At 68.4% G+C, this 16,244-nt stretch carries 17 protein-coding genes; 7 read left to right on the plus strand and 10 right to left on the minus strand.

The genetic code is table 11. The annotated features are described in order from the left end of the window. Nucleotides 1–8: 8 nt before the first annotated feature. The 6 genes from A5691_RS16280 to A5691_RS16305 are packed head-to-tail and all read right to left on the minus strand — an operon-like array spanning nt 9 to nt 5,527. Nucleotides 9–1,541, minus strand: coding sequence for an acyl-CoA synthetase (locus A5691_RS16280; RefSeq protein ID WP_067750250.1), 1,533 nt, complete (start codon nt 1,539–1,541; stop codon nt 9–11). Nucleotides 1,542–1,549: 8 nt separating this feature from the next. Next, nucleotides 1,550–2,422 carry an enoyl-CoA hydratase-related protein gene (locus tag A5691_RS16285; RefSeq protein WP_068266683.1) on the minus strand — a complete coding sequence of 291 codons (873 nt, stop codon included), beginning with the start codon at nt 2,420–2,422 and terminating at the stop codon, nt 1,550–1,552. A gap of 17 nt (nt 2,423–2,439) precedes the next feature. Beyond that, a complete protein-coding gene (locus A5691_RS16290; protein WP_067750255.1) occupies nt 2,440–2,676 on the minus strand; it encodes a lipoyl domain-containing protein in 237 nt (78 codons plus the stop codon). Continuing rightward, nucleotides 2,669–3,679, minus strand: coding sequence for an alpha-ketoacid dehydrogenase subunit beta (locus A5691_RS16295; protein ID WP_067750257.1), 1,011 nt, complete (start codon nt 3,677–3,679; stop codon nt 2,669–2,671). Before A5691_RS16295 ends, A5691_RS16290 begins: the two co-directional genes overlap by 8 nt. After that, nucleotides 3,676–4,659: a thiamine pyrophosphate-dependent dehydrogenase E1 component subunit alpha gene (locus A5691_RS16300; protein ID WP_067778637.1), complete on the minus strand. Its 984-nt coding sequence runs from the start codon at nt 4,657–4,659 to the stop codon at nt 3,676–3,678. The genes A5691_RS16295 and A5691_RS16300 overlap by 4 nt, the downstream gene beginning before the upstream one ends. Before the next feature lie 4 nt (nt 4,660–4,663). After that, complete coding sequence (locus tag A5691_RS16305; protein WP_067750259.1) at nt 4,664–5,527, minus strand: mycofactocin-coupled SDR family oxidoreductase; 864 nt, start codon at nt 5,525–5,527, stop codon at nt 4,664–4,666. Between the two features lie 287 nt (nt 5,528–5,814). Between A5691_RS16305 and A5691_RS16310 the strand changes: the two genes are divergently transcribed. The 3 genes from A5691_RS16310 to A5691_RS16320 all read left to right on the plus strand — a co-directional run bounded on the left by A5691_RS16310 (nt 5,815) and on the right by A5691_RS16320 (nt 9,057). After that, the gene (locus A5691_RS16310) at nt 5,815–7,047 is read left to right on the plus strand and encodes a CaiB/BaiF CoA-transferase family protein (protein ID WP_068017283.1); all 1,233 of its coding nucleotides are present in this window, start codon (nt 5,815–5,817) and stop codon (nt 7,045–7,047) included. Between the two features lie 115 nt (nt 7,048–7,162). Next, on the plus strand, nt 7,163–8,527 hold the full coding sequence (locus A5691_RS16315) for a wax ester/triacylglycerol synthase domain-containing protein (RefSeq protein ID WP_067750261.1): 1,365 nt from the start codon (nt 7,163–7,165) through the stop codon (nt 8,525–8,527). 242 nt (nt 8,528–8,769) lie between these two features. Next, complete coding sequence (locus A5691_RS16320; protein WP_067750263.1) at nt 8,770–9,057, plus strand: ANTAR domain-containing protein; 288 nt, start codon at nt 8,770–8,772, stop codon at nt 9,055–9,057. A 214-nt stretch (nt 9,058–9,271) separates the two neighbouring features. Here A5691_RS16320 and A5691_RS16325 read toward each other — a convergent pair whose 3' ends face one another. Further along, complete coding sequence (locus A5691_RS16325; protein WP_067750265.1) at nt 9,272–10,018, minus strand: IclR family transcriptional regulator; 747 nt, start codon at nt 10,016–10,018, stop codon at nt 9,272–9,274. Between the two features lie 67 nt (nt 10,019–10,085). Here A5691_RS16325 and A5691_RS16330 point away from each other — a divergent pair, with 67 nt between their 5' ends. Together A5691_RS16330 and A5691_RS16335 are read left to right on the plus strand one after the other, a co-directional pair. Continuing rightward, nucleotides 10,086–11,426: an FAD-binding oxidoreductase gene (locus tag A5691_RS16330; protein WP_067750267.1), complete on the plus strand. Its 1,341-nt coding sequence runs from the start codon at nt 10,086–10,088 to the stop codon at nt 11,424–11,426. Next, a complete protein-coding gene (locus A5691_RS16335; protein WP_067750273.1) occupies nt 11,426–12,235 on the plus strand; it encodes a DAPG hydrolase family protein in 810 nt (269 codons plus the stop codon). Before A5691_RS16330 ends, A5691_RS16335 begins: the two co-directional genes overlap by 1 nt. Before the next feature lie 16 nt (nt 12,236–12,251). On the opposite strand, the gene A5691_RS16340 is transcribed toward A5691_RS16335, so the two are convergent. Further along, nucleotides 12,252–14,018 (minus strand): DUF4407 domain-containing protein, encoded by a 1,767-nt coding sequence (locus A5691_RS16340; protein ID WP_068017301.1) that lies wholly within the window; start codon nt 14,016–14,018, stop codon nt 12,252–12,254. 196 nt (nt 14,019–14,214) lie between these two features. Here A5691_RS16340 and A5691_RS16345 point away from each other — a divergent pair, with 196 nt between their 5' ends. Both A5691_RS16345 and A5691_RS16350 read left to right on the plus strand, forming a co-directional pair. Further along, nucleotides 14,215–14,772 carry a hypothetical protein gene (locus tag A5691_RS16345; protein WP_067750285.1) on the plus strand — a complete coding sequence of 186 codons (558 nt, stop codon included), beginning with the start codon at nt 14,215–14,217 and terminating at the stop codon, nt 14,770–14,772. 122 nt (nt 14,773–14,894) lie between these two features. Next, nucleotides 14,895–15,323, plus strand: coding sequence for an SRPBCC family protein (locus A5691_RS16350; RefSeq protein WP_082950363.1), 429 nt, complete (start codon nt 14,895–14,897; stop codon nt 15,321–15,323). A gap of 3 nt (nt 15,324–15,326) precedes the next feature. Here the strand turns inward: A5691_RS16350 and A5691_RS16355 are convergent, their stop codons facing one another. After that, entirely contained in the window at nt 15,327–15,596 is a 270-nt protein-coding gene (locus A5691_RS16355) for a hypothetical protein (protein ID WP_068266686.1), read from the minus strand. 91 nt (nt 15,597–15,687) lie between these two features. Next, on the minus strand, nt 15,688–16,244 hold a 557-nt coding region (locus A5691_RS16360; protein ID WP_156669966.1), incomplete at its 5' end, for a molybdopterin-binding protein.

Raw genomic sequence — 16,244 nt, forward strand, 5'->3', positions numbered from 1 at the left:
TCATCCCCTCATAGGATCCGCGATGCCCGCCCCTGCCAGTAACGCTCGCGGAGGCGTCTCTTGTACAGCTTTCCGTTCGGGTCCCGGGGCAATTGGGGAACGAATTCGACGGTGCGCGGGCATTTGTAGCCGGCGGCGTGCGCTCGGCAGTATTCGATCAGCTCGGCCTCGAGTTCGGGGCCCGGAGCGACGCCGTCGACCGGCTGCACGACGGCCTTGACCTCCTCGCCGAACTCGTCGTTGGGGACGCCGAAGACGGCCGCGTCGACGAGCTTGGGGTGCATGATCAGCAGGTTCTCGATCTCCTGCGGATAGATGTTCACCCCGCCCGAGACGATCATGAACGTGGACCGGTCGGTGAGGTAGAGATAGCCGTCCTCGTCGAGGAAGCCCATGTCGCCCAGGGTGCGCCAGCCGCGGTCGTTGGACACCGACACGGTTTTCGCCGGGTCCTTGAAGTACTCGAAATCCGGTCCGCCCTCGAAGAACAGCTCCCCGGCCTGCCCGGCGGGCAGCTCGACGCCGTCGTCGCCGACGACGTGCACCGGCGACATGGGCCTGCCCACCGAGCCGGGATGGGCCAGCCACTCCTCCGGACCGATCGTGGTCCCAGCGAATCCTTCTGTGCCGCCGTAGTATTCGTGGATAATCGGCCCGAACCACTTCATCATGTGGTGCTTGACGTCGACCGGGCAGGGCGCGGCCGCGTGGATGACACATTGCAGGCTCGAGACGTCGTAGCGCTCCCGAACCGCCCTGGGCAGCTTGAGCATCCGCACGAACATGGTGGGCACGAACTGGGCGTGCGTGACGCGGTGGGTCTCGATCAGGGCCAGGACGGCCTCGGCGTCGAACCTGCGCATCAGGACGGCAGCCGCGCCGACGCGGTGGACCGCCATGGTGTAGTTCACCCCGGCGGCATGGTAGAGCGGTGCGGGGGAGAGGTACACGCTCGACCGGCTCATCCCGTACTTGTGGGTGAGCGCCAACTCCAGGACCGCCTGCGCCCACGAGCCGTTGCCGTCGGTCGGGAGGGGGCGGCGGACGGCCTTGGGCCGCCCCGTCGTGCCGGACGAGTACAGCATCTCCGACCCGTCCGCCACGGCCGGCGCGGCGCCGGCCACCGCCAGCGCGTCCTCGTACCCGTCCCACCCGGGCAGCTCGCCCCCCACCACGAGATGGACGGTGACGGCCGCGTTGGCCGCGCGGACGTGCTCGGCCAGATCGGGCATGCTGGCGTCGACGAACACGGCCTTGGCGTCGGAGTCGTCCAGGACGTAGGCGACCTCCTCCGGGGTGAAGTGGGTATTGACCGCGGTGTAGTAGAGACCGGAAAGCTGGCAGGCCCAGGTGATTTCGAGGAATTCGGGCCGGTTCGCCAGGACCAGGGCCACACCGTCGCCCGGGCGCAGCCCGGCGTCATGCAGCGCAGCGGCGACGCGCTGGCTGCGGGCATAGAGTTCGCCGAACGGGATCGCCCGGCCGTCGGCGATCAGGGCCGGCGACGAAGCGGCCGCGATCGCGTGATCGGCGAGATTCACCGGCGGCCCTAAGTGGCTGCGGCGCCGTCAGCCTGGGCGGCCGCCGCGGCCTGCCGCCCGGCGTGCTCGGACGGCAGCACCTTGTCCTTGAACACCGTCTGAATCAGCTGCTGCACATCCTTGCTGATCGAGGCAAGCGCGACGAGATCGTTGGAGCTCTGCCAGTGCACCCGCATGCCCATCAGCTCCCAGGCCCGCTTGAGGTTGGCCTTGGTGAGCATCAGCGTCGTCAACGGTGCCTGGGCGATGTGCCGGGCGATGGCCTCGACACGGTCGTCAAGCTGATCACGCGGGACGACCTCGTTGACCAGGCCGACCTCCAGCGCCTTTCTGGCGTCGATGACCTCGGCGGTGAACAGGTAGTACGCCGCACGGCGCCAGTTCATGAACACCCAAGGCTCGATGGAACATTCACCCGAGGGCATGCCGAATCCCTGCAGCGGCGGGTAGGAGAAGTAGGCGTCCTCAGCGGCGATGACGATGTCGGTGGTCAGACCCATATGGGTTCCGCCGCCGACGCAGTAGCCGTGCACTTGCGCGATCGTGGGCTTGGAGAACTCCCACAGGTTCAGGGTCGGCTTGACGAACAGGTCCGACTGCGCCTTCCACGGGTGGCCGGTCACCATGGCGTTCTCCACGAACGACGGGTAGTCAACCGCGTTGTTGCCGATGGCGTGGCCCGAGCAGAAGCCCTTGCCGTTGGCCTTGAGCACGAGCACCTTGATGTCGTAGTCGCGGTCGGCGTCCAGCAGCGCCGCGTCGACCTCTTCGGCAAGCTTCTGATCCTGGGCGTTCGCCTTCTCCGGCCAGTTCAGCGTGACCCGGGCTATGGGTCCCTCTTTTTGGTAGATGATTCTCTCGCGAGTCTCGTTGAGATCCATACGTGCTCACCTTTCGTTCAAGAAGTGATGACGCCGATTTCGGCGCCGATGTCGTAGGTGTTCCCGACCTGCCCCGTCCACCGCACGGTGCCCGACGCTCCCGCTTCGATTTCCTGTTCCACCTTTTCCGTGGCGATCACGTAGATCGGTGTGCCCGCCTCCACGTGCTGGCCGGCGTCGACGAGCAGGCCGGTCAGCTCGGCTTCCGAAACGGCCACCGAGACCCGCGGAATGCGAATGATGAAGTCAGCCATGCGCCCCCGCGCCCGTCTTTTCGAGGGTCCGCTGCGCGGCAGCGACGATCCGCTCGGGCGACGGGTACACCTGCGCCTCGAGCGCCGCCGCGGCCGGGTTGGGGACGAACCGGGCGGCCACCCGTTCGACGGGCGCGGCGAGTTCGGAGAACAACTCCGAGTGCAGGATCGCGGCGATTTCCGCTCCGGGACCGGCGAACTGGACGGCGTCGTGGACGATGACGGCCCGGCGGGTGCGGCGAGCCGAGTCGATGATGGTCTCGACGTCGAGTGGCACCAGGGTGCGCAGGTCGACGACCTCGGCGCTGACGCCCTGATCGTGCAGCATCGCCGCGGCGGCCAGCGCGTCGTGCACGCAGCGTCCGTAGCCGATCAGGCTCACGTCGGTGCCCGGCCGCTTGATGTCGGCCTGGCCCAACGGGATTGAAAACCCGGGCTCGACCGGGACGGGGCCCTTCTTGCCCTGGAGCCGGATCGTCTCGACGAACAGGCAGGGATCCGGGTCGAAGATCGCCGCCGTCAGGAGGCCCTTCCCGTCCCGCGGAGTGGAGGGCACGATCACCTTCATGCCGGGGATGTGCATGAACCATGCCTCCAGGCTTTGCGAGTGCGTCGCGCCGGTGGCCAGCCCGGCGTACACCTGGGTGCGGATGGTGAGCGGCGCCGTCGTGCGTCCGGCGGTCATGAAGCGCAACTTCGCCGCGTTGTTGATCAGCTGATCGGCGGCGATGCCGATGAAATCCATGATCATGATCTCGGCCACCGGCAGCAGGCCGTCGATGGCGGCGCCGATCGCCGCGCCGACGATCGCCGCCTCCGAGATCGGGGTGTCCAGCACCCGCTCGTGGCCATACTTCGTCGACAGCCCCGCGGTCGGACCGGACGCGCCGGGATCGGCGATGTCCTCACCGAGCAGGAAGACCCTGTCGTCGGCCGCCAGGGCCTGATCCAGCGCGAGGTTCAGCGCCTCGCGCATGGTCAGCTCTTGTTCTTGCGCGCTCATACCGGATACCCGATCGGGGTCGCGTACACGTCGGAGTCCAGCTCGTCGATCGACGGGCCGTCGGCGCCCATCACGGTGTGCAGCGCCGCTTCCACTGTCGCCGTTGCCTCATCGTCGATGCGGTCGAGCTCCTCGGAATTGCAAACGCCGGCCTCGACGAGGTGGTTGCGGAACCGGGGGACCGGGTCGGCTTGGATCGCGGCGGCCAACTGCTCCTTGGGGATGTAGGGCATCCGGTCGCCGAAGTAATGGCCGCGGAACCGGAACGTCACGCACTCGATGAAGGTGGGGCCTTCGCCGGAGCGGGCCCGCTGCAGTGCGTCGTCGAGCGCGGCTTTGACTGCCAGCGGGTCGTTGCCGTCGACGCGCACCCCGGGCATGCCGTAGCCCGCCGCCCGGTCGGCGACGTGTGCGAGCTTCATGGTGTCGACGGTCGGCGTCATTTCGGCGTACAGGTTGTTCTGGCAGACGAAGACCACCGGTAGGTCCCACAGCGCGGCCATGTTCGCCGCCTCGTGGAAGGACCCGGTGTTGGTGGCGCCGTCGCCGAAGCTGACCACCGTGACGCGATCGGAGCCCTTGCGTTTGGCGGCCATCGCCAGCCCCACCGCCACCGGGGGGCCGGCCCCGACGATGCCGGTCGAAAGCATTACGCCCTTATCGGGTTTGGCGATGTGCATGGTGCCACCCTTGCCGCGGCCCGCGCCGACGACGCGGCCCATCATCTCGCCGTAGATCTCTTCCAGTGGGACGCCCTTGCCGATGAGGTCGTGCAGACCGCGGTAGGTGGTCACCAGTTGGTCGTCGGGGCGCAATGCGACACCCATCGCGGCGGCGATGCCCTCCTGCCCGCGTGAGGGCCAGTACACGCACATGAACTCGCCGGTGCCAATGCCTTTGGACAGCCGATCGTCGGCGGCCTTCATCAGCACCATCAGCTCGTACAGGCGGCGCTCGACACCGGCGGCCCCGTCGCTCATGCGGTCACGCACCGGACCACGGCTTGACCTTCAGGAAGCCGCCCCCGTCGACGCGGAGTTGCTGCCCGGTGATGTACCGCGCCGCGTCGGAGGCGAGGAACAACACCGCCTCGCTGATGTCCTCGGGCTCGACGTACGGGATCGGCATCGCCTGCACGAGCGGGAAAACCGGTTCGGCGTCCTCGCGGGCGGGATCCTTCAGGTCCGGCCGGAAGGCGCGATACATCGGCGGGCTGTGCAGCATGTCGGTGTTGACGTTGGTGGGGTGCACCGCATTCATCCGGATGGAGAACCGGGCGAGCGCCAAGGCGAAGTCGTTGACATAGTGCGCCGCAGCCAATTTCGCGAAGGCATAGCCGGCCCCGCCGGGGCCACCGTCGATGCCCGTGGTGTTCATCGACGACATGAACGCGGCGTTGGACCCGATCACGATGATCGAGGCGCCGGCTTGCAGGTGCTTGAGGCTCGCGTGCACCAGATTCAGCACGCCGACCAGGTCCACGTCCACGGCGTCGGCGAAGGCCTGCGGCGGCAGGCCCGCGGTCAGGGGGCAGATGCCCGCGTTGGCGACGACGACGTCGAGATGGCCGAACTCGGCGACACCCTCGTCGATCGCCGCGGACAGGGCGGCGCGGTCGCGGACGTCGGCAACCGCGGTGAACGCGCGCTGCCCCTCCTTCTCGACCAACCGGGCCGTCTCGTCCAGGTCTTCGCGCCGGGCCAGGGGATATTCGTTGGTCTCGATGTCGGCGCACAGGTCCACCGCGATGATGTCCGCGCCCTCGGCGGCCAGCATCCGCGCATGCGAACGGCCTTGCCCGCGCGCGGCGCCACTGATCACGGCCACCTTGCCCGCTACCCTGCCCATCGCCCGTCCTTCGTCCGTGTGGCTATGCCGCGAACCACGTTGGTGCGCAACATTTTTGAGCGGTGCCGCGGGCGGCCGAGCGGAACCGGATCGGGCACCCGCGTGGCTGCTCTGGGAGACGGCGCGCGTTCACCGCGGGGTGGCGTCGGAATCGGGCCGACGGTCGGATCCATCGCATCTCTTCCACGAAAAACTGCGCTGACCTGCAGCGGGTCTACCGCTACGCCCTAGACTAGCTAGAATATCTAAAATAGCAAGGAATGGCGGTTCGACCGAGGGAGTTGGCGATGTCTGGCGTGCGCGGGGGTGTGCTCCAAGGGGTGCGGGTCGTCGAGTTGGCGTCGTGGACCTATGTGCCGTCGGCCGGTGCGGCCCTGTCGGACTGGGGTGCCGACGTGATCAAAGTCGAAGGCGTCGCCTCCGGCGATCCGGGACGCGCGCTGGTCGTCGGTGGGTTCACCCGGCAGGCGGCTCGCCCGGACGCCGACTTCATCCTCGAGTTGGGGAACCGCGGCAAGCGCAGCGTCGCCGTCGACATCAAATCCGAGACGGGCCGGGAGCTGTTCGGCCGCCTGCTGGCGAGTGCCGATGTGTTCCTTACCAATTGGTTGCCCGGCGCACTCGAGCGGGCCCGGCTGACCGTCGACGACATCCGGTCGTTCAACCCGAGGATCATCATCGCGCGCGGCACCGGGCTGGGGGTGCGGGGCCCGGATCGGGATCGCGGAGGCTTCGACGCGGCCACCTACCTCGCGCGCGGCGGCGTCGCCTACACGCTCACGCCCTTCGGCACCGACACGCCCGCCGTGCAGGGTCCGGGGTTCGGCGACCTCCAGGGTGGCGCGACGCTCGCCGGCGGTGTCTGCGCCGCGCTGTTTCATCGCGAGCGCACCGGTGAGCCGACGATCGTCGACTCGTCGCTGCTGGCGCAGGCGATGTGGGCGATAGCGCCGTCCATCTCGGCGGCCGATTTCTTCGACATCGACGGGATCCCGGGCGCACCGCCCGGCTTGGCCATCAACCCGCTCGTCAACCGGTACAAGACCCGCGACGGCAGGTGGATCCAGTTGGTCTTCTTGCAACCGGACAAGTTCTGGGTGGGATTCTGCGAACGCATGGGCCTGGCGGAGCTGGCGACCGACGAGCGATTCGTTCCGTCGAGCAACCTGATAGCCAACGCCGCCGCGGCCACCGAGATCCTGACCAACGTCTTCGCCCGACACGACCTCGCGCACTGGCAGAAGGCGCTCGAGGACGAGCCCGGTGTGTGGGGCGCCCTGGCGACGCCGCGGGAGACCCTCAACGATCCGCAGGTCGAACCGAACGGATACGTGGTGACCAACGTCGACGACTACGGGGAGAAGTACCGGGTCGTGGCGGCGCCCGTGCAGTTCGACGAAACGCCGCCGGCGCCGGCGCGTGCGCCCGAACACGGCCAGCACACCGAGGAGATCCTGCTCGAGCTCGACGTCGACTGGGACGACATCGCCAGGGCCAAGGACCTCGGGGCGATCCTGTGAGCCTCGCCGCTAGTCGACGAAAGGCGCTAACTGTGGGGACCAAAGTCATCGCCTGCCGATAACCCGGTGACCTGAGACGCCCGCAGTCGTACGTTCTGTGCAAAGGAGCACGGACATGACTGCATTCATGCGCGCGAGCGACGCGTTCACCTGGGCAATGGAAAGCGACCCACGGCTGCGATCGACCGTGGTCAGCGTCGTACTTCTGGACCGGTCGCCGGACTGGGACGAGGTGCGGAGACGATTCGACTTGATCAGCCGCAAACTGCCCATGTTCAGGCAGCGCGTGGTGCAGTCGCCCCCGCCGGCCCCGCCGCGCTGGGAGCACTACCGGGATTTCGACCTGGACTATCACCTGCGCCGAGCGAGCATTCCGGGACCAGGGACGCTCGACGACGTGCTCGAGATGGCGCGCGTGGCCGAGATGCAGGACTTCGACCGGGCTCGCGCGCTGTGGGAAACGACGTTCATCGACGGCCTGGCCAACGGGGGCGCGGCCCTGATCTGCAAGTTTCACCACGCGCTCACCGACGGGGTCGGGGGGGTGCAGATCGCGATGCACCTCTTCGACCTCTCCGAGGACCTGTCGCGCGTTGAACCCCTGCCGCCCGAGCCGGAGGCGGCGGAGTCGGGGCTGCTGGGTGGATATCGCGACGCCGCGCGCTACGACTCCGGCCTGCTGGGCACCGCCCTGACGGGCGCGGCGACCCGGGTCCCGCGGTTGATGTACGACGGCATTCGGCGGCCCGTCGACACCATCCGGTCCGCGGCGAACACCGCCGCTTCGGTCTACCGAACCGTCCGGCCGATAAACAGCCCCGGGTCGCCGTTGGCGACGGAACGGGGCCTGATCCGGCGGCTCGGGGTGCATCAGGTGGCGATGCGGCCGCTCCGGGAGGCCGCGCATCGTTGCGGTGGGGCGTTGAACGACGCATTCGTCGCGGGGGTGGCGGGTGGGCTGCGGCTCTACCACGAGAAGCACGGTGTCGCGGTCGGCGACTTGCACATCACGATGCCGATCAGCCTGCGGACCAAAGACGATGGCATGGGCGGGAACCGGATCACACTGATGCGCTTCGACGTGCCCGTCGGCGAGGCCGACCCGGCGAAGCGCATCCAAGCGATCCGGCAGCGCACCGCGGCGGTGCGCAACGAAAGATCCCTGCCATACACGCAATTGATCGCCGGGATGCTCAATCTGGCGCCCCGGTGGTACATCGGCTCGGTCCTGCGCCACGTGGACTTCGTGGCGAGCGACGTGCCCGGCGTACCCGTACCGGTCTTCCTCGGCGGTGCCCCGGTGCGAGCGCAATACGCGTTCGGCCCCACCATCGGCTCCGCAGTCAACGTCACCCTTCTCACGTATGTCGACACGTGCGGGCTCGGCCTGAACGTCGACACCACCGCAATTCCGGACTACGACGTCTTCCACGACGCCATCGTCGGCGGCTTCGACGAATTACTCGCGTTGGCAACCTAATTCGCGGTAGCCGGATTGCAACACAATCCGGAATTCCTCCGGAGTCGTTGGTTAGCAGCCGATCCCGAAACGGTCACGGCCCGATATCAATCCCGGCGGCGCTCTGGCACAACGCGATCAATCGACAAATCATGGCACAGGGCGCCTTTGAGGTTTGCGGCCGCGACGATGCGTAGCGCAGGAATTCCTCGTCCGCTATTCAGTGGCGGATTCGTGACGGCGCCGCAGGAGGTATCCACAATATGACGGCGAACTGGGTCCCTGCCCAGACTTCGTGTGGCCCGAATTCCGGTCGCATCCTCGACACCGCGCGGGGCATACTCATCGGCCTGCGCCGGTGCCCGTCCGAAGCCGCCCTGGACGAATTGCACAGCGCGGCCTTGCGGCACAAAGTGCCGGTATTCGCGATGGCGTGGGCCCTGGTGCATTTGGCCGGCGATGGCGAGAAGACACCGAGCTTCACCGACGCGCAATCCGCGGCTCGGCACGAATGGGGACGTTTGTTCTCCTCCGCCGCAGTGACCTGTTGAGCGGGGATCGAGACGCAGGGACGGCCGAGCTTTCGAGGGGTAACCCGGCCGTCCCCAACCACAACGACGCAAAGGCGCGCGCGGAGGGTGGCGCTTTTGGGCTTCGGTTGCAGTGGCCGGCACGCGGGCGGGGGGTGCGGCGGTCTCGGCGAAATCGCGCGGCCAATCGGCCCGCGCCTGAAATCGACTATGGGATCAACCTGGTCCGCTGACGTCAGCGTGCCCAGGCCGGTGATTCGGCCGCGGCGCGCAATGCGTCGACGATGCGCTGTTCTTTCTCGCCGAACCGCTCGGTGGGCGCAGGCACGGAGATGGCAACCACGTTGTCACCCACGGTGCGCCGCGCGATGGCGGCTGCCGAGATCCCCGGGGTGTGCTCGTCGCGATCGAAAGCGATTCCGGTGCGCCGGATTTCGGCGACCTCTCCGCGGAGCCGGTCGGCGGCCTCGGCACCCAATCGGGACATGACCGACTCGGCGTCGGCGTCGTCCAGCGCCGCGAGGGCGGCCTTGCCGTTCGCCGTCGACTCGAGGGGGAACCGGACGCCGACCGCGGAGACCGCGCGCAGGCGATGCGACGATTCCAACTGATCGACGAACCACATCCGCTGCCCCCGCAGCACCGACAGGTCGACCGTCTCGCCGTCGGTCGCGCGCGCCACCCGCTCGATCGTGGGGCGGAAGACCGCCGTGATGTGCGCCCCGTCGGAATTGCCGAATCCCAACAGGCGGTCGCCGAGGGCAATGCGGCCCTGCCCGTCGACGCTGGCCAAGCCCACCTCGACCAGACCGACCAGCAGCCGCCGCGCCGTCGACTTGGCCAGCCCGAGCCGCTCGCCGAGGTCGACCAGACGCAGCCGCCCCGGCTCGGCGGCGATCTCGTCCAGCGCGGCGGCCGCGCGGCGTAGCACCTGGATGCCTTCGTCGCGACCAGTTGGCGAATTTTCCCCCGTGGACGGCATTCCTCCACTATAGTGTTCCGCATCCCGGATCACAAAGATCCGAACTCCGAATCAAAGGGGATGGTCGATGAGCGGGCTGCCGGCCGGACGGCACTACTTTCGGGGTGATGACGGCTACGAGGCGGCCCGCCGGGGCACCGTGTGGCACCAGCGGGTGCCCGAGCGCCACCCCGAGGTGATCGTGCAGGCCATCGACGCCGACGACATCGTCGCCGGCATCCGGTACGCCACGACCCACGGGCTCAAGGTCAGCATCGTTTCGGGCGGACACAGCTTCGCGGCCAGCCACCTGCGCGATGGTTCCGTGCTGCTCGACGTCAGCCGGCTCGACCACGCCGTCATCGACGCCGAGAAGCGCCTCGCCCAAGTGGGTCCGGGCAAGGGCGGCAGCCTGCTGATGGCCGACCTCGAGGCGCAGGGGCTGTTCTTTCCCGGTGGCCACTGCAAGGGCGTCTGTCTGGGCGGCTACCTGCTGCAGGGCGGCTACGGCTGGAACAGCCGCGTCTACGGCCCGGCCTGCGAGAGCGTCATCGGCCTCGACGTCGTGACCGCCGAAGGCGAACAGATTCACTGCGACGCCAGCAACAACGCCGACCTCTACTGGGCCGCCCGCGGCGCCGGCCCCGGCTTCTTCGGCGTGGTCACCTCGTTCTACCTCAAGCTCTATCCGCGACCGGGCGCCTGCGGCACCAGCGTCTACGTCTACCCGTTTGAGCTGGCCGACGAGGTCTTCACATGGACCCGCGCGGTCAGTGCCGAAGTGGACCCCCGCGTCGAGCTGCAGGCCGTGGCCTCACGCGGTGAACCGAACATGGGCATCGACACCCCGGTCATCTCGCTGGCGTCGCCCGCCTTCGCGGACTCCGACGAGGAGGCGGAAAAGGCCCTGGCGCTGTTCGGCAGCTGCCCGGTCGCCGATCGGGCGCTCGTCAAGATTCCTTATATGCCAACCGATTTGCCGAGCTGGTATGACGTCGCGATGAGCCACTACCTGTCCGACCACCACTACGCCGTCGACAACATGTGGACGTCGGCACCGGCCGAGGACCTGCTGCCGGGCATCCGGACGATCCTGGACACGATGCCGCCGCATCCCGCGCACTTCCTCTGGCTGAACTGGGGCCCCTGCCCGCCCCGCCAGGACATGGCCTACAGCATCGAGGGCGACATCTACCTCGCGCTCTACGGTTCGTGGAAGGACCCGGCCGACGAGGCCAAGTACGCGGACTGGGCGCGGTCCAACATGGCCGCGATGTCAGAGTTCGCGATCGGCATTCAGCTCGCCGACGAGAACCTCGGCCAGCGGCCCGCGCGGTTCGCCAGTGACGCCGCCATGGCCAAGCTCGACCGCGTGCGCGCCGAGTACGACCCCGACGGCTTGTTCAACAGCTGGATGGGACGACTCTGATGGCCACCGACCTCTATCTGGGCTACCGCGGCGACGACGCGAACACCCCTTTCGGCAAGTTCTTCACGCCCGAAATGGCCCCGCTGCCACGCCACGTCGTGGAGGCGCTCGAACACGGGCCGCAAGGCGCCATGGCGCTGCCGTCGTTCGACGACGCCGCGCGGGTGGCCGACGACGGGTACCAGCAGACCGAGAACGGGTACGGGGCCCTCGACGACGGCGGCTACCAGGTGTCGGTGCGCACCGACATGCCGGGGGTCACCCCGGCGATGTGGTCGTGGTGGTTCGGCTGGCACGGCTGTGACACCCGCCGGTACAAGCTCTGGCATCCCCGGGCGCACCTGGCCGCCGCCTGGAAGGACGGCGACGACACGGGCCGCCGGGGCGCCCGGCGTTACATCGGCCGCTGGTCGCTGATCAGCGAATACATCGGCTCGACAATCCTCAACGGCGCAATCCAATTCGTCGAGCCGGCAAGCATGGGCTGCCCGCCCGACGACGATCGCGCGGTGGCGATCTGTGCCCGGCTCGGATCCAGCGAGGCCCCGGTGGACGTCGGCTGGTTCATCCACCACGTCCGGTCGACCCCCGGCGGCGCGGAGATGCGGTCACGGTTCTGGATGGGCGGACGGCACATCGCGGTGCGCAACGTCCCCGGCGTCGCGTCGCGGGCCGTGCGCCCCATCGCCTCGCGGGTGCTCGGCAACGCCGAGACCAGCGCGCGCAACCTGCTGGTGCACTGCGCCCAGGAGATGAATCATCTGGCGGCCTTCCTGCCGGAGCTCCACGCGGCCTTCGGCGACGAGTAGGCGCGCGGACGCCGCGCTAAGCGGGCGGGAGCTGACGCGGGCCTTCGGGGGCGCCCAACTCGGCCGGCCCTTCCCGCCTGGCGAGCTCCCGATCGTCGCTTCGCCGCGCCTTCCCGAGCGACCGCGCGTGCCGGTCCGGACCGCCCAGCCGTGAGTGCGGGGACGGGCCGGTTCGGTCTCGGGCCGAGTCGACGAAAGCTCTTGTAGGGAAGGGGGATTCGCTCGTCTCCGAAGGCCGCTCGGCACGTTCGCCAGGCTCGGAGCTTTCGGAGTCGACCGTGACTTTGTGGGTGCGTCGCATCGAGAAGGTGAACTCCTCGACCTCTTCGAAGACCTGGCGCGCGGTGCGCAGCGGTGCGGTCGTGGTGTCGATCACCCGCCCCACAAACGGGGGCACCAACGGGCGAATCCATCGCGCGGCGGCCTTGGTGGCGTCGGGAATCGACGGGATGAGCGACGTGCCGCGTTCTTCGTGCGCCACCACGTCGCGCTGGACGGGCGCCGGCAGATTCTCCACGTCGGCGATCTGCGCCGGCGCGGGAAGGCCGACAATCGCCCGGCTGGCGGCCTCGGCTTCCGCGGCGATCGGCAGATAGATGTCTTCGTCGGCCGGTTCGATGGGCCGTTGCGACGACGCCCGCACCGGGGGATCGATGGCGTCCGCGATTCGCCGGCGCTGCTGCTCCCGGTCGATCTCGGTCTGCGCCTCGATGGCGAGCCGGGCCTGAGTGAGTTGATGCTCGGCCCACAGGATTTCGGCCTCGCGGCGGACCTCTGCCCGCTTGATCGCGATCGCGGTGTCGGCCTCGAGTTCCGCGCGTTCACGATCCGCGCGTGCCGCCGCGCGCCGGTCGAGCGCGGTCTCGCCGCGCCACCGCCTCAGGATCAGGGGCAACACGTAGAGCAGCACGCAGAACGCGATGGTCAGCAGCCGCAAGGTCAGCGCCCCGGCGTCGGTGCGGGTGAGGTCGTTCATCGCGACCCAGCGAGCGCCCAGGCCGCGATCGGCGCCCGCGACCGCGCCGCGACGCGCCTCGTCGAGTGCTTGCTGCTCGCGGGAGATCCTGGCGTCCAGCTCCGGGGCCTGTCGATCCCGGACCGCGAGCGCATCGTCCAGTTCATGCTGTGCGTCCGCGAGAAGCTCGTTCGCCGTTCGTGTTTCGGGCCCGACACCGGGGACACCCGTGATGCGGGTTTGTGGGCAGGCGGGAGTGGGATGGTATTCGCAGCGGGCGATGACCAGGGCCCGATCCTGCTGCTGATGAGCGCCGTCGACGGCGCCGTCGAGCGCGGCCCGCGCATCCCTGGTTTGTTGCAGGGACGCCGACGCCTGCGCGACGGCCGGCGCCGAGCCGGCATTGCGCAGGGCACGTTCGTCGAGGCGATGGTCGATCGAGCCGGAAAGCAGGACGAGTGCGGCCAGTTCGCCGACGATGACCCCGAGCGCGGTCGCGACCGACGCGCGCCCCGCCGTGCCGACCCGGCCGCGCTGGGACCCGGACGTGGTGGCGCGGGCAACCGCGCCGACCAGCAACCCGAAGACCACCGTCAGCGGCAGTACGGAGGCGAGTGACCAGCGGCCGGTCTCGCCGACCGCCAGGGTCGCGACGAGCACGGCCAGCACCGCCCCGAACAACACCACCGCGCCGGCGCCGGTCTCGGCGGCGTGCGTGGAGCGCTCGCCGCGATCAGCGGGTTCGCGCCATTGCCCGCCGCCGAGCCACGTGAGCAGGCCGGCGGGCCACCACGCCGACCGCTTCTCGGTAACTTCCTGGGCGCACATCGAAAACACCTCCCAAGCCAACAAGCCTCCCAGGCGACCGCCCGTCGGATCGAATCGAAGCCCCCCGGGTGTGGCGTGCCTCACAATCCGACGGCTCGCCGGCCATCCCGGCGGGCGAGCCGTGGTGGTCGCGGATTTGCGCGACGCGTGCAGATCAGCGACGGTTCCGGCGGCCGGCGTGAGACGGTATGAGCCTATGGAGACTCACGATTTTGTCACCTACGAAGAGTTTGGTCGCAGATTCTTCGAGGTCGCTGTCACTCCCGAGCGTGTCGCCGCCGCGTTCGCCGACATCGCCGGCAACGAGTTCGCCATGGAGCCCATCGCGCAGGGCCCCGGCGGAATCGCCAAGGTCAGCGCCAACGTCAAGATCCACGAGCCCAAGGTCACCCGCCGCCTGGGTGACAGCATCACGTTCAGCATCCACATCCCGTTGTCGATCGACCTGCTGCTCGACCTCCGGCTCGACAAGCAGCGGTTCGTCGTCTCCGGAGACATCGCATTGCGGGCCACGGCGCGGGCCGCCGAGCCGCTGTTGCTGATCGTCGACGTCGCGAAGCCCCGGCCTTCCGACATCACCGTCAACGTGTCGTCGAAGTCCTTCCGCGGCGAGGTGCTGCGCATCCTCGCCGGCGTCGACGGCGAAATCCGCCGGTTCGTCGCCCAGTATGTCGCCGAGGAGATCGACTCGCCGCAGTCGCAGGCCGCGCAGATCATCGACGTGGCGCAACAACTGCAGGAGGCCTGGCCCTAGGGCCCCCGGCGCGACGCATAGCCCCGGTCGTCCGCGGGTACTCAGTGCGGGTTGCGCGCCGGGTCGCCTGTGCTGCCGTGCCGGCGCCGACCGCGATCATCGTCGGGGAGGAGCGGGGGAACTTGGCACGTGTAGATGTCTCGGTGTCGTCGGAGGTGGATCCGGAGGCCGCCTGGAAGCTGGCGTCCGACCTGAGTCGGTTCGACGAGTGGATGACGATTTTCGCCGGGTGGCGCGGACCCGTTCCCGACAAGATCGAGGAGGGCACCTGCGTCTCGTCGTGCGTGAAGGTCAAGGGCTTTCGCAACGTCATCCACTGGACGGTGACCCGCTACGACGAGCCGAAAGCGATTGAGCTGCAAGGTCGCGGTCGCGGTGGGATTCGGCTCGGGGTGGCCATGACGGTCACGAGCAAGGATCCCGGAACCGACTTTCATCTCACGGCGGATCTGCGGGGCGGATTGCTCGGCGGGCCGATCGGCGGGTTGGTGGCCCGGGTGCTTCGATCGGATGTAGAGAAGTCCGTGAAGAACCTGGCCGCTCTGCAATAGGGGCTACCGCGCCGCGTGGCCGATCGGCCAATCCCGTTCCGCCTGGCGAATCCGCCTGCGGTCCATGCCAAGCCAGTCCAGCCCGGCACCGAACGCGAGCAGGGCGACGATCGCCGCGGCGACGACCGCGCCGGCGTGGCCGAGGGCGAAGGTCGCCACGCACACCACGAATGCCAGGGCGGCGGCCACGATGACGACGAGCCCGGGCGTGCGTTCAGCCTGGCGTGCCGAGTCCCGGCGGCTGGTCCGAGCGTGAGCGGGGCTGTGCGTCATGGGGGGCGTCTCCTCTGGTCAATTCCTTTGGGCCGCTTAGTTGTGCTACCCGGAATGCCGTCGGGACAAACGACCGACGCGTCGACGCCGACTACAGCGTCTGATGCCGTCCGAAGTACTTGTGGTCCTCGCTGTAGCCGCCGTAACCGCTGCCGATGTCGCGGTAGTCGGCGACGAACTCGATCCCCTTGATCCACTTCACGAGCTTGAAGCCGTGCTGCAATTCGTTGCGCAGCCGCAGCGGCCTGCCGTGCATGTAGGGGAGAGGTTGGTCGTTCATCTTGTAGGCCAGCATGGTCATGTGGTGGTCCATCTGGCCGATGTGATGGGCGTTGTAGTAGATGCCGCCCGTCGCGCCCAGGCCCATCGAATAGAACACCGCCCAGTTGGCTTCCGGCAGCGGCTTGACGATGTCCATGATCGTCTTCACCTGCACGCCACCCCATTTGGCGACGCCCGACCAGGCCTGGATGCAGAAGTGCTGGCTGATCTGCTCGTGGTAGGGCAGTGCCATCAGGTCCTCGAGCGAGAACTCCATCGGGTGCTCGACGAGACCGTAGACCTTCAGCCGCCAGTCCTTGAAGTCGTTTGCCTCCAGCTCTTTGTACTCGACGGTCTCCGGCAGGCGCCCGTTGCGCCAATGATGCG

This window comes from Mycobacterium sp. E183, assembly GCF_001667735.1.
Classification (GTDB): Bacteria; Actinomycetota; Actinomycetes; order Mycobacteriales; family Mycobacteriaceae; genus Mycobacterium.

What these genes read in the sequence shown, in the direction of transcription:
- A5691_RS16285 (WP_068266683.1), bottom strand. Translation starts at nt 2,422, where the DNA reads ATGGATCTCAACGAGACTCGCGAGAGAATCATCTACCAAAAAGAGGGA.
- A5691_RS16290 (WP_067750255.1), bottom strand. Translation starts at nt 2,676, where the DNA reads ATGGCTGACTTCATCATTCGCATTCCGCGGGTCTCGGTGGCCGTTTCG.
- A5691_RS16295 (WP_067750257.1), bottom strand. Translation starts at nt 3,679, where the DNA reads ATGAGCGCGCAAGAACAAGAGCTGACCATGCGCGAGGCGCTGAACCTC.
- A5691_RS16300 (WP_067778637.1), bottom strand. Translation starts at nt 4,659, where the DNA reads ATGAGCGACGGGGCCGCCGGTGTCGAGCGCCGCCTGTACGAGCTGATG.
- A5691_RS16305 (WP_067750259.1), bottom strand. Translation starts at nt 5,527, where the DNA reads ATGGGCAGGGTAGCGGGCAAGGTGGCCGTGATCAGTGGCGCCGCGCGC.
- A5691_RS16310 (WP_068017283.1), top strand. Translation starts at nt 5,815, where the DNA reads ATGTCTGGCGTGCGCGGGGGTGTGCTCCAAGGGGTGCGGGTCGTCGAG.
- A5691_RS16315 (WP_067750261.1), top strand. Translation starts at nt 7,163, where the DNA reads ATGACTGCATTCATGCGCGCGAGCGACGCGTTCACCTGGGCAATGGAA.
- A5691_RS16320 (WP_067750263.1), top strand. Translation starts at nt 8,770, where the DNA reads ATGACGGCGAACTGGGTCCCTGCCCAGACTTCGTGTGGCCCGAATTCC.
- A5691_RS16325 (WP_067750265.1), bottom strand. Translation starts at nt 10,018, where the DNA reads ATGCCGTCCACGGGGGAAAATTCGCCAACTGGTCGCGACGAAGGCATC.
- A5691_RS16330 (WP_067750267.1), top strand. Translation starts at nt 10,086, where the DNA reads ATGAGCGGGCTGCCGGCCGGACGGCACTACTTTCGGGGTGATGACGGC.
- A5691_RS16335 (WP_067750273.1), top strand. Translation starts at nt 11,426, where the DNA reads ATGGCCACCGACCTCTATCTGGGCTACCGCGGCGACGACGCGAACACC.
- A5691_RS16340 (WP_068017301.1), bottom strand. Translation starts at nt 14,018, where the DNA reads ATGTGCGCCCAGGAAGTTACCGAGAAGCGGTCGGCGTGGTGGCCCGCC.
- A5691_RS16345 (WP_067750285.1), top strand. Translation starts at nt 14,215, where the DNA reads ATGGAGACTCACGATTTTGTCACCTACGAAGAGTTTGGTCGCAGATTC.
- A5691_RS16355 (WP_068266686.1), bottom strand. Translation starts at nt 15,596, where the DNA reads ATGACGCACAGCCCCGCTCACGCTCGGACCAGCCGCCGGGACTCGGCA.